The organism is Chitinophaga sedimenti, from assembly GCF_023156195.1.
Classification (GTDB): Bacteria; Bacteroidota; Bacteroidia; order Chitinophagales; family Chitinophagaceae; genus Chitinophaga; species Chitinophaga sedimenti.
Window position 1 is genome coordinate 1,051,266 of the sequence record NZ_JAKUKA010000001.1, and the last position, 11,655, is coordinate 1,062,920.

Sequence of the window (11,655 nt, forward strand, 5' to 3'; positions counted from 1 at the left end):
CGAAAACCTGATTTAATAGGCAAGTTTTTTTTTCTTTTGGTTGATAACCACCAGCCTGTTAGCACGGGCGCAGGAGAGGAGTTACATCTTTGATGGATACGGTGTAAACGAGGGGCTGTCGCAGAATAGCATCCTTAGTATTATGCAGGACCAGGAAGGTTTCCTGTGGTTTTCTACCGGCGACGGTATTAATCAGTTTGACGGCTACTCGTTCAATGAATACCGTGCCAATCCTACCCTTAAGAAAGATATCCAGAAACAGAAAGGCAATTTAGTATACGGATCATCTGGCCGGGGCCGGGCTATGATTAATATCTATGGTATCGGCGGTACGCGCAATTATCGCTTTTACCGCGATAATCGCCGGCAGTTGCTCGTTTCGCACAATAACGGCATCAGCCTGTTCGACCGCTATCGCAACGCCTTCCGGAATGTATTTGAAGATTCGACCTACCTCAATGAATACGAACGCGATTTCGGCGAGAAGTTTAAGATATTGGGGGAGGATTCTACCAGCCTGTACGTGTGGCGACCGCTGAAAGGCGTGTACGTACTGGATAACCGGGACTACGAAATCAAAAAGCTGATCCTTTATCCCGCCGCTTACCAGAGAAATAAACAGGCGCCGGTATCGGCCATAAAAGATAACGGCCACATCTGGTTTAAGTTTACCGACGGCGAGCTGCTGCGCATGGAAATTGCCACAGCACGCTTCGCAACATATCATTCCTACGATCGCAGGCCAGCCCATCTTTAAAACATTGAATGCCGATTCGCTGCTGATGGTGAGCAATGGCCACATTACGGTATATAATAAGAAAACCAACCGGTATACGGACCTTCCGTACGACGCGCACACCGTTTACGGCATGCCCTTTATCCCCACGGCGGTAGAGCTGGACAACCAGGGCAACGCCGGATTGGCGGCAATAACGGTGTATTGATTTACGATATCTCTACGAACCAGATCGTCAAACATATTGTGAGTTTTAACACGGTGGAAACGCGCTCGTTTAACTTCGTGTTCAGCCTGTACCGCGACTTCGCGGATAACATGTGGATCGGTACCGATGGCGATGGGGTGAAGAAATACAGTCCGCACAAAAAGGTATTTAACCTCTACCGTTCGCCCTACATTACGCACAGCATGACCAAGGCCATCTACAAACACGAAGACGGCCGCCTGTACGTAGGACTTTTCCAGGACGGACTGGATATTTTTGAAAAGGGAGGAAAATTCCTGAAACGCATTTCGAATGAAGACACGCCGGGTAAATTTCCCGCCGCCGACCTGCACGCGATTTGCCGCGAAAACTATGAGCAGCTGTGGTTCCACTTCCGTAATGCGATAGGGTTGTTCGATATTAAAACAGAAAACTTCAAAGACCTGACAAGTCAGGTGAAAGCACTGGGCCTGCCAGAGCAGCGCGACGTGAATCCGTTTGTTGCCAAACGTTCCAATGAAGAAGTATATTTCAACTGGGGTGAATATCTGCTGAAATTCAGTGCGGGCGATAAAGATTACAATGTAGCCATCGTACACCGTTTCCCCGGAGAAAACCTGAGCTGCTTTTTTGAAGATTTTTATGGAACGATGTACATCGGCACCAAAGCCGGCATCTACATGAAAACGCCTGAGAATAACAACTGGACGAGCATTCCGTTGCCTGCCGGTACCGAAGTGAAATCTATCAATAAAAACGCGCAAAAGCAGCTGTTAGTGGCGAGCAATAAAGGATTGTTCGTATTCGATAATAACCATAAAGTCATCAAACATTACAACAGTTACGACTACCCGGATATTGTAAATGACTTCATGTACGGCGTATTGCTCGATGATAAAGACCGCATCTGGGTAAGCAGCAACCGTGGCCTTTTCCAAATCAATCCGGCTGCGAAGGATACGATCACGGTATATAACCACCAGGACGGATTACAGTCGAACGAATTTAATACCGGGGCTTATTACAAGTCGACCGACGGAGAATTGTTCTTCGGTGGCATCCGCGGCGTGAATGCGTTTTACCCGCGCAACTTCGTCAACAATAAGTATCTGTCCCGGGTGGTAATTCGTCGTCTCGATGTGCTGGACAAGCCTTTTGCTTCGGATACTAATATTGCCCTGCTGAAGAAAGTATCGCTCGCTTACAACCAGAACACCATTGCCATTGAATATGTGCCGCTGGAATATACCAATCCCCTTAAAAACAAGGTGAAATACATGCTGGAAGGGGCAGACGATGACTGGCTGGATGCGGGAAGCGCGCGGATAGCGCGTTATACCAACCTCGCGCCGGGCAATTACATCTTTAAAGTGAAGGCCTGTAACAATGACGGTATCTGGAACGAACACCCGACCGCACTGGAAATCAATATCAAAATACCTTTCTGGCAGTCGCTCTGGTTCCGCTTTTTGCTGCTGCTGCTGGTGCTGGGCGGCGCGTATTACTTGTCGGCCCTTTATCTCGAGTACAAAATCAGGAATGAAAAACTGAAGCTGGAAAAAGAACAGGCGGTAGACCAGGAACGTGCACGTATTTCGAGCGATATGCATGATGATCTCGGTTCCGGGTTAAGCACCATTCGTCTCTTAAGTGAAATTGCAAAGCGTAAGATCAAGGATACCGGGCAAACCAAGGAAATTGAGCGTATTTCCGAAGCGGCCGCCGAGCTGGTCGATAAAATGAGCGAGATCATCTGGGCGATGAACTCGTCTAACGATTCGCTGGCGAACCTCATCGCGTACATGCGCAGTTTTGCGGCAGATTTCCTGGAACATGCGCACATTTCGCACCATTTCATCATTCCCGAAAATATTCCCAATATCAAGCTGAGCGGCGGGACAAGACGTAATATTTACCTGGCGGTGAAGGAGTCGTTGCACAATGTAGTGAAGCATGCGCAGGCCACGGAAGTAACAATCGAGGTGCAGATGGAAAAAATATGAAAATCCGGATAAAGGATAATGGTAAGGGATTTGACCCCGAAAAGGTACGCCTGTTCGGCAATGGACTGAAAAATATCCAGAAGCGGATGGAAGTAGTGGGAGGCGAGGCCCAAATATTTTCTGAAAATGGAACGACCGTTTTGTTAGATATACCATTAAATTAATATAAATTTGTTTCTAATAACATTTACGTGTTATTCCTGTTAAATCCTAAAGATGGTATATTCGAAAAAAAAGCTCCCAAATAGCATGGATATCATTTCAGTCGCTATCGTAGAAGATAATCATGATATCCGGACTGCCATGGAGTTGCTGATCAATGGTTCTGAAGGATATGCGTGCATAGGTGCATTTAACAATGCCGAAAATGCCCTTGAACGCATCCCACATTTGTTACCCAACGTGGTGCTGATGGATTTTAACCTGCCTGGCATGAATGGCATTGAATGTATAGCCCGGTTAAAAGCAGAATACCCAGACATGCAGTTCATGATGCTGACGGTATATGAGGACGACGATAAGATTTTTATGGCCCTGGAAGCAGGCGCCAGCGGTTATATTCTGAAAAAGACGTCGCCCGGCGAACTACTGGACGCGATTCGCGACCTGCACGATGGCGGCTCCCCATGAGTTCTCAGATTGCACGCAGGGTAGTGGCTTATTTCCAGAAACAGGCCAAACCTAACCCGGCCCTGGAAGCCCTCACTTCCCGTGAAAAAGAGATCTGGACCAGTTGTCGAAAGGTTTCCTGTACAAGGAAATAGCCAGCAACCTGTTTATCAGTATCGAAACCGTGCGCCGGCACGTGCACAATATTTATGAGAAACTGCATGTACGCAGCCGTACCGACGCGGTGAATAAATACTTTAACAGGTAAGCCTGTTTACATAACATTTTTAATGAAGGAGGAGGCCGCGGCTTCCTCCTTTTGTTATGCCCGATTTTCCGCTCATAAAGTTTGCCCGGTGCCGAAGCGCTGCTTTGTCTACTTTTAAGCTATGCGGAATCGTGTAGCAGAAAGATCCCTATTATTCAAAGTTATGCTGGGCTGGATGTACCTGTCCTTCTTCTTTGTGCAGCTACACCTGAGATATGTTGTTGCCTTCGACTCGCTTATTTCCGTTAAAGCACTTTCTACCGGTAAAAAGCAAATTGATAAGCCTGAACTGAAGGCCAAAAACATTTATGTAAAAATAAAGCTGAACAAGCGTTACCAGCCCGAGCCAATATTGAGCGTGGCGCTGGCAAAAGCGCCGTTGCCGGCTTACACACCCTGTTTTATTTTCCTTCGGGATGATGTGACACCCGAGATTTCCGTCGCAACGCCCTTACTACTTTCCCTTCGCGGTCCGCCCGCTTCGCAGTTTTTAAGTTGATGTAATGCCTGCGCTATCTGGCGCATGTGCAGAGATGTGCGCCTGTGTGACAGGCAGCACCCGAACGTGATCTAAAAACTGGTTTTTTTCATGATGATAGGTAGAAAATTAATGCGCCTTTGCTGCATCGGCGCGCTGTTGCCCATACACGCCATGGCGCAGCAGCAGGCCCCCGCGCCGGTTGGATTAAGAGAATTACTGCTGCGCGTTACTACGAACGCACCTTCGCTGGCAGCCGACGAATCGGCCATCCGCGTAAAATCAGCGCAGGAAGAAGCTACGCGCTTCAACTGGCTGCCTTCTTTAAAATTAAACTACCAGGCCGCCCTGGGTACCAATAATAATATTCCCGGTGGTTATTTTTCCAATGGTATCGTACCGGGTAACTCCCGCGTACGCGAGGCCGGTAATAACAGTACAATTCTTACAGATTTAGGGATTGCGGCTTTCGACTGGGAGTTGTACAACTTCGGCGGCTACAACGCCCAACGGGATGTCGCAAAGTCAGAAACAGCCCTGGAAAAAGCGCGTTATGCGCAATCCAAATACCAGTTGCAGGCCTATGCGTTAAACGGGTACCTGCAACTATTGCGGCTCGGTGAGCAGCAAAGTATTCAACAGTTAAACATTACCCGCAACGTGGAAATCCGCCGGTCTATACAATCGCTGGCGGTAAGTGGCGTAAAAGCCGGGGTAGATACGAGTATCGCCGAAGCGGAGCTTTCGCGTTCGCGGCTGGATTTAATGGAATTGAACAACCAGGTAAAACAGCTGCAACTGCAATTGTCTGCCATCAGCGGTTTGCCGCCGCAGGCTATCGTAGCGGATACCACGCTTCCCGATAAAATGTACGCGGCATTTCTGCAGCTGGGCGCCTGGGAAGGCGATACCTCGTTCGCCGGCCATCCATTATTGCAGGTGCAGGAATTAATGGAAACGAACAGCCTGTACCGCGAAGAGCAGGTGCGCAAAAGTTACAATCCGAAGGTGTTGCTGCAGGCCGCCGCTGGGGGGCGTGGCTCCAGTGTGAGTCCGGAGGATGAATTCCGCGCGCTGTCTAAAGGTTTTGGTTTTGAGCGGAACAATTATCTCGTGGGACTGGGCATCAGCTTCAACATATTTGATCTGAAAAAGCGCCAGTTGCAATTACACACACAGCAGGCGCAAACAGCATATGCGCGTAAAAAAATTGAAGAACAGGCGAACGTGTTGCAAACAGGCAATGCACAGGCAGATGTGGAGCTTGAAACCGCCCGCGACCGCCTCGTGGAAATGCCGCATCAGCTGGAAGCCGCACAGGCGGCCTATCGCCAGAAGTTCTCGCTGTATAAAAACGGCCTTACGGATATCGTGGAGCTGAATGCTGCGCTGGCCATTTTGTACCGCGCAGAAACGGGATATACCGCCGCCCGGTACGCCTACTGCCGGGCAATGTTCCAGAAAGCCTATACCACCAATCAACTGGAAGCCCTGCTGAACCTGTTAAACTGATCTTATTATGTCAATTATCGCATCATCTTTAAAACGGCCGGTGACCGTAATGGTCATGACTTTCAGCCTGCTGCTCTTTTCTGTGCTGGCAGCGCTGCGCATCCCGGTCGATATATTTCCGAAATTGAACATGCCCACGATTTATGTGATTGAATCGTATGGAGGCATGTCGGCCCAGCAAATGGAGGGCTTTTTCTCCACCCGCCTGCAAGACCAGTTTCTATATGTAAACGGGATCAAAAGTATTACCACTAAAAATATACAGGGCCTCACGATGTTGAAGCTCAATTTCTACGAGAGCACCGATATGGCGGAAGCCTCGGCCCAGGTAGCCCTGCAGGTGAACCGCGCGATGAAGTTTTTTCCGCCGGGCGCTTTACCCCCGCAGGTGGTGCGTTTCGATGCATCGTCGCTGCCGGTGGGACAATTGGTGATTTCCGGCGAAACACGGAGCCTGAAGGAGATTTATGACCTGGCTGCGACCCGCATCCGACCCGCCTTTTCGGCGGTTGCTGGTTTGTCCGCCCCACCGCCGTTCGGCGCCAACTCACGCGCTATTACGGTAAACGTGGATCCCGCCAAGTTGCGTAGTTATAACTTAACGCCAGACGAAGTGGTGACGGCCTTAGCGAAGTTCAACGTAATGTCGCCTTCGGGCAACCTGCGGTTGAACAATACCATGTACCTCACCACGATCAACACATTGGTAAAGGAGGTAGACGAATTCGGCGATATTCCCATCGCCATTAAAGGAAGTGTGCCGGTAACGATCAAAGACATAGCCCGGGTGGCCGATGCAGCGGATATTACAGTAGATTATGCTTTGATCAATGGAAAACGATCCGTTTACATCCCGGTGGTAAAAACGGCTGACGCGTCTACCTGGCAGGTGGTGCAGGACCTGAAAAAGGCTGCCCGACATGCAAAGCCTGCTGCCCGAAGATGTAAAAATTTCCTACGAATTTGATCAGTCGGTATTCGTGATGAACGCGGTGAAAAGTCTGATCACGGAAGGCGCACTTGGCGCGCTGCTAACCGGACTGATGGTACTACTTTTCCTGCGCGATTTAAGGAGTAGTTTAATCGTGGTGATCACTATTCCGGTATCGATTTTAATTGGCTTATTGTTGATGAAATTGTTCGGACAAACGATCAATATCATGACCCTGAGCGGGCTGGCGCTGGCGATCGGGATCCTGGTGGACCAGGCAACGGTGACGATCGAAAATATACATCAGCATTTGGAGATGGGTAAAGAAAAACGGCAGGCCATTTTCGACGCCTGCAGGGAAGTGGCGTTTCCGCTGCTGCTGATCCTGCTGTGTATTCTGGCCGTATTTGCGCCGTCGTTCCTGATGACAGGCGTGCCGAAAGCGATGTTCCTGCCACTTTCGCTCGCAATTGGCTTAACGATGATCGTATCGTACATCGCGGCATTGAGTATTGTGCCTATTCTTTCTAACTGGATGATTAAAGCAGCGCGTTATCAGCACTATCATCATGGGGAAGTGCATGCACATGCAGGCCAGGCGATGGACAGCGAGGAAAGTAAGCAGGTGGCGCATCATCTCAGAGAAGAAGAAAGGGAGCCGGAGAAGAACGATTTCTTCGAGCGCATCAAACTGAAATATATTAAGACGCTTAATAAAAATTTGCCCAGAAGTGGTTGGCTGATCCCGCTATACCTTTTGCTGGCTATCGGTTTTGCCGGATGGGCTTTTGTTTACATCGGGAAAGATATGATGCCGAAGGTAAACAACGGTCAGTTCCAGATACGTATTAAAGAGCCCGACGGTACGCGGTTGGAACGTACAGAGGAAAAGGTGCGCAAAGTGTTGCAGATTATCGATACTACGGTAAACCATCATGTGGCGATCAGTTCGGCCTATGTGGGGCTTATCCCGAGCAGCTACGGCACCAGTAATCTGTATGTTTTCAATACGGGCACCCACGAAGCAGTGATGCAGGTAAACCTGGATGAGCACTATAAAGTAAACATGGATGATCTCAAAGAAGCGTTGCGCAACAACATCCGCCATGCTTTACCCGGACTGCGTATCAGTTTCGAACCGATTGATATGACGGAGAAGATCATGAGTCAGGGCGCTGCCACGCCGATCGAAGTGCGGGTAGCGGGCAAAGACATGGACCAGATCCGCGGTTATGCGACTAAGCTCGTGAATAAATTGAAGGGTGTGTCTTATTTGCGGGATGTGCAGATCGCACAGCCGCTGGAGTTTCCGGTGGTATCGATCAGCATCGACCGGCTGAAAGCCGCGCAATTAGGGCTTAATGTGCAGGACATTGCCCGTTCTGTTACGGCCAGCACCTCTTCCAGCCGCTTTACCGAAAAAATCAGTGGCTCGATGAAAGCAAGGCTTATACCTACCAGGTGCAGGTCCAGATACCGGAATACGTGATGAATACGATGGACGAGCTCCGCGAAATCCCGCTGGTAAAGGGACAGAGCAGTCCTACGTTGGGCGATATCGCGGAATTTAAAGTAACCCGTGTACCGGGCGAATATGATCGAAGTGGTCCGCGCCGCTTCCTGACGGTAAGCGCCAACATTCATCAAACCGACCTGGGGCGGGCTACCACGGCAGTTAACGAAGCATTAAAATCACTGGGACCCGTACCACGTGGCATGGTTACCGAAGTAAAAGGGATGAGCAGTCTGCTCACAGAAACGCTGGCCAGCCTGCAAAGCGGGCTGTTATTCGCGGTGCTTGTCATCTTTTTATTACTCGCTGCCAACTATCAGTCCATGAAGCTGGCGGTTACGGTATTGTGCACCATTCCTGCTGTTATAGCAGGGTCGCTGGGACTGTTGCTGCTAACGGGCGCCACGCTCAACCTGCAATCGTATATGGGCATGATTATGTCTACCGGGGTATCGGTGGCCAATGCGATTTTGATTGTTACCAATGCCGAAAACCTCCGGCTGGAATACCGGGATGCATCGAAAGCTGCCGTTACAGCGGCGTCTATCCGTTTGCGCCCGATCCTGATGACCAGCTTTGCCATGATCGCGGGAATGATACCGATGGCATCTGGCATGGGAGAGGCCGGCGAACAGTCGGCTCCGCTGGGTTGTGCGGTGATTGGTGGACTTGCAGCCTCCACGGTGGCGGCGCTGTTCGTACTGCCACACGTGTTTGCCCGGCTGCAAAAGAAAGCGAAGTACCATTCCTTATCATTAATGCCTTTGCAAAAGAAATCCGCGAAGCTTCAACCTCAACGCTAAAACGAGAAATATGAGATACTTAACGATATCGCTGGCCGCTATCTCCCTCTGCGCCTGCCATTCAAAGCAGCAGCCTGTAGATTTAACCGGTGGCCGGGAACAAACGAAAAAAGCAATTACGAAATAGGATCAGTGGAAGAAAAGCCGTTGGCAGGTTACATTAAACTGCCCGGGCAATTGCGTCCGTTCGAAGAAGTGAATATTTACGGTAAAGTGAACGGCTTTGTGAAAGAAGTGCTGTCAGACAGGGGCTCCTCCGTCCGCAAAGGCCGGTGTTAGTCACGTTGGAGGCACCCGAACTGGAGTCGCAACTGCAGGCGGTGACGTCCAAATTCGTGCAGGCGCAGGAAAACGCATCATCCAGCAAGGAGAAATACCGCCGCTTAAAAGAAGCGGCCAAAGAAGCCGGCGCGGTAGCGCCATTGAGCTGGATAATGCGCTCTCGCGGATGAAAGGAGACGAGGCGATCGTGCTGGCGGAGAAAGCGAACGTATCCGCCATGAGCAACATTCGCAGCTATCTTACGATTACGGCGCCTTTCAATGGCATGATCGTACAGCGTAATGTGAGTGCCGGCGCACTCGTCGGGCCTGGCAGTAAAGGAAACGACCTGCCTATGCTGGTGCTGCAATACCTGGAAAAACTGCGCCTCGAGGTATATATCCCCGAGGCTTACGTTGATAAAGTGGACCTGGATAGTCCGGTGCGGTTCGTTTTTAATGCGTTACCCGGCGAACAACATACGGCGCGTATCAGTCGTAGTGCGAATGCCCTTACAAGTATGCGTTCCGAAGCGATAGAAATTGATGTGCAGAATAAAGGAATGCAATTAAAACCCGGCATGTACGCGGAAGTGAAGATCCCTTTACGCTCGGCTGCCCGGTCGCTGCTGCTGCCGGAAAACGCGCTGGTACGCTCTACCGAACGCCAATATGTGATCAAGGTGAAAGATGATAAAGCTGTGTTCGTAGACGTGCGCGAAGGATTGAAGTCGAACGACTCTATAGAGGTGTTTGGCGATTTGCAACGAGGAGATGCAATTGTGTTGCATGCCACCGACGAAGTCAAAGAAGGTACTACGATCAGGTGATGATTGTAGCTGAATAAATAGATGTAAAAGGAAGGGGCGGATTTCCGCCCCTTAATTATTCTTCCCCGATCATTCCTTTTTTAAAGATGTTGGTCCACGTTTTAACGAAAGTCTCGCTAAGCAAGGGTGTCCGCGATGTCGCGAATGCAACATGGAACGATGAGCGCCCCTGCAGAATATAATACAGGTTCGATTCCGGCATTTTATCTTTTAAGATTGACGGCGATTCAATCTTGAAGAGCGCCCAGGTATTGCCTGGCTTTTCTTCTTTCTGAATGAGTGTGAATTTCGCTTTATCCGACTGCAACCTCCCGGCGGCGCGGAAATTAGTCAGTGTTTGTTCCAGCGAATCCATGCGGCTGTTTTTGTACGACATCACGGTGAGTGCCGTGCTGTAGCGCGCGGAATTTTCATCCTGCGGGATCCACTGTTTCAGTTTCATGTCCTCATTTTCCTGGTCGGCAATTACCTTCCAGGACTTACCAGCAGGCAGTTGCAGCAGCAGGCGTTCGAGCTTTACATCGGCGCCTACGCGCAAATGTTGTCCCATCCGGTGGAACATTTCCAGGGATTCCGGTGCTGTAACAGCGGGCGTATTGGCGATGCTCATGTAACATTTCCCGTTGTCGGTGGTCACGAAACTTGTTGAGTACATGGAGTCGTTGGTCCGGGGATTATTATACCATACGTCCATCCAGAACATTTCACGGTCGTTTACCACAATAAAGCCCGAATCGGTAAGATGCGCGTTGTTACGCTGGCTGATAGCCGGCAACATTTCTGCGACCAGTTGGGAAAGCGAGTAATTGCCGATATCAAAAATATTAACGGAAACGTTCTGATAGGAGGGCTGGGTACTGTCTACCACAGGTGGCCAGGCGCTGAACTTATACTGGCTGGGCTGGAGGTTGTAATGCCAGCCAAAAGGCACGGCAATGGCAAACTTGTCGGCAGTATCCTTAATAATCGAAAACTCCCGGCAACGCGTGGCGATACTGAAAAGCAGGCAGCAGGAAAGGAGGAAGTATTTCATGTTGAAGCGGGATCATTTAGTGAGCAGCATTTCTTCGTCGATTAGCAACGACAGCCCCATGTGCTTGAAGATAGAGAAGGAATACCGGTAAGCATTTTCATTTGGCGCCTCACCTTCAAAAACGAAACTCCTGTTGCCATGCGTGCGAAGCACGACGGTGGATTGCCAGTTGCTGCTGTCGGAAGGATCGGTGTACGTCATAAACATAACAAACGCTTCTCTGCCACCCATTTGCACGGTTGCGGAATCGTGGAGTACGGCTTTGCGGTCTTCCACGTGCGATTTGAGCACCAGCGCCGTGAGTTTTGGAATAGTGGATGGAAAAGCCACTGTAATCAGCTGCGCCGTTTCGAGACCATTCTCGGGTTGCTGGTCACTGAGCGGTTTCCATGTCTCGAAGTTTCCCCTTTCGGGCGTTAAAAGATAGCGCCATCCGAAGGGGACCATCAACGAAAACTGGTCGGTACTGTC

The 11,655-nt window shown here is 50.0% G+C and carries 14 protein-coding genes and 1 pseudogene; 13 read left to right on the forward strand and 2 right to left on the reverse strand.

Features of this window, described 5'->3' with window-relative positions:
- Positions 1–40 precede the first annotated feature (40 nt).
- The 13 genes and pseudogenes from MKQ70_RS06120 to MKQ70_RS41005 all read left to right on the forward strand — a co-directional run bounded on the left by MKQ70_RS06120 (position 41) and on the right by MKQ70_RS41005 (position 10,151).
- Positions 41–757, forward strand: a complete 717-nt coding sequence (locus MKQ70_RS06120) for a two-component regulator propeller domain-containing protein (protein WP_248069249.1) — start codon at positions 41–43, stop codon at positions 755–757.
- Between the two features lie 4 nt (positions 758–761).
- On the forward strand, positions 762–944 hold the full coding sequence (locus tag MKQ70_RS06125) for a hypothetical protein (protein WP_248069250.1): 183 nt from the start codon (positions 762–764) through the stop codon (positions 942–944).
- A complete protein-coding gene (locus MKQ70_RS06130; protein WP_248069251.1) occupies positions 941–2,947 on the forward strand; it encodes a sensor histidine kinase in 2,007 nt (668 codons plus the stop codon). The genes MKQ70_RS06125 and MKQ70_RS06130 overlap by 4 nt, the downstream gene beginning before the upstream one ends.
- Entirely contained in the window at positions 2,944–3,111 is a 168-nt protein-coding gene (locus MKQ70_RS06135; RefSeq protein WP_248069252.1) for an ATP-binding protein, read from the forward strand. The genes MKQ70_RS06130 and MKQ70_RS06135 overlap by 4 nt, the downstream gene beginning before the upstream one ends.
- An 85-nt stretch (positions 3,112–3,196) precedes the next feature.
- Positions 3,197–3,577: a response regulator gene (locus tag MKQ70_RS06140; protein ID WP_248069255.1), complete on the forward strand. Its 381-nt coding sequence runs from the start codon at positions 3,197–3,199 to the stop codon at positions 3,575–3,577.
- Between the two features lie 103 nt (positions 3,578–3,680).
- Positions 3,681–3,824: a response regulator transcription factor gene (locus MKQ70_RS06145; protein ID WP_282456246.1), complete on the forward strand. Its 144-nt coding sequence runs from the start codon at positions 3,681–3,683 to the stop codon at positions 3,822–3,824.
- A gap of 163 nt (positions 3,825–3,987) precedes the next feature.
- Positions 3,988–4,323 carry a hypothetical protein gene (locus MKQ70_RS06150; protein WP_248069257.1) on the forward strand — a complete coding sequence of 112 codons (336 nt, stop codon included), beginning with the start codon at positions 3,988–3,990 and terminating at the stop codon, positions 4,321–4,323.
- 90 nt (positions 4,324–4,413) lie between these two features.
- On the forward strand, positions 4,414–5,814 hold the full coding sequence (locus tag MKQ70_RS06155; RefSeq protein ID WP_248069259.1) for a TolC family protein: 1,401 nt from the start codon (positions 4,414–4,416) through the stop codon (positions 5,812–5,814).
- 55 nt (positions 5,815–5,869) lie between these two features.
- A pseudogene (locus MKQ70_RS40985) lies at positions 5,870–8,234 on the forward strand (efflux RND transporter permease subunit).
- Positions 8,207–9,061 (forward strand): efflux RND transporter permease subunit, encoded by an 855-nt coding sequence (locus MKQ70_RS40990; protein WP_308198943.1) that lies wholly within the window; start codon positions 8,207–8,209, stop codon positions 9,059–9,061. The pseudogene MKQ70_RS40985 and the gene MKQ70_RS40990 overlap by 28 nt, the downstream one beginning before the upstream one ends.
- A 132-nt stretch (positions 9,062–9,193) precedes the next feature.
- Positions 9,194–9,340 carry a hypothetical protein gene (locus tag MKQ70_RS40995; RefSeq protein ID WP_308198944.1) on the forward strand — a complete coding sequence of 49 codons (147 nt, stop codon included), beginning with the start codon at positions 9,194–9,196 and terminating at the stop codon, positions 9,338–9,340.
- A complete protein-coding gene (locus MKQ70_RS41000) occupies positions 9,334–9,513 on the forward strand; it encodes a hypothetical protein (protein WP_308198945.1) in 180 nt (59 codons plus the stop codon). Before MKQ70_RS40995 ends, MKQ70_RS41000 begins: the two co-directional genes overlap by 7 nt.
- On the forward strand, positions 9,510–10,151 hold the full coding sequence (locus MKQ70_RS41005; protein ID WP_308198946.1) for an efflux RND transporter periplasmic adaptor subunit: 642 nt from the start codon (positions 9,510–9,512) through the stop codon (positions 10,149–10,151). The genes MKQ70_RS41000 and MKQ70_RS41005 overlap by 4 nt, the downstream gene beginning before the upstream one ends.
- A gap of 55 nt (positions 10,152–10,206) precedes the next feature.
- On the opposite strand, the gene MKQ70_RS06165 is transcribed toward MKQ70_RS41005, so the two are convergent.
- Both MKQ70_RS06165 and MKQ70_RS06170 read right to left on the reverse strand, forming a co-directional pair.
- Positions 10,207–11,184 (reverse strand): hypothetical protein, encoded by a 978-nt coding sequence (locus MKQ70_RS06165; protein ID WP_248069261.1) that lies wholly within the window; start codon positions 11,182–11,184, stop codon positions 10,207–10,209.
- 12 nt (positions 11,185–11,196) lie between these two features.
- Complete coding sequence (locus MKQ70_RS06170; protein ID WP_248069262.1) at positions 11,197–11,634, reverse strand: hypothetical protein; 438 nt, start codon at positions 11,632–11,634, stop codon at positions 11,197–11,199.
- Between the last annotated feature and the right edge of the window lie 21 nt (positions 11,635–11,655).

What these genes read in the sequence shown, in the direction of transcription:
- MKQ70_RS06150 (WP_248069257.1), top strand. Translation starts at nt 3,988, where the DNA reads ATGCTGGGCTGGATGTACCTGTCCTTCTTCTTTGTGCAGCTACACCTG.
- MKQ70_RS06165 (WP_248069261.1), bottom strand. Translation starts at nt 11,184, where the DNA reads ATGAAATACTTCCTCCTTTCCTGCTGCCTGCTTTTCAGTATCGCCACG.
- MKQ70_RS41005 (WP_308198946.1), top strand. Translation starts at nt 9,510, where the DNA reads ATGAAAGGAGACGAGGCGATCGTGCTGGCGGAGAAAGCGAACGTATCC.
- MKQ70_RS06155 (WP_248069259.1), top strand. Translation starts at nt 4,414, where the DNA reads ATGATGATAGGTAGAAAATTAATGCGCCTTTGCTGCATCGGCGCGCTG.
- MKQ70_RS06140 (WP_248069255.1), top strand. Translation starts at nt 3,197, where the DNA reads ATGGATATCATTTCAGTCGCTATCGTAGAAGATAATCATGATATCCGG.
- MKQ70_RS06135 (WP_248069252.1), top strand. Translation starts at nt 2,944, where the DNA reads ATGAAAATCCGGATAAAGGATAATGGTAAGGGATTTGACCCCGAAAAG.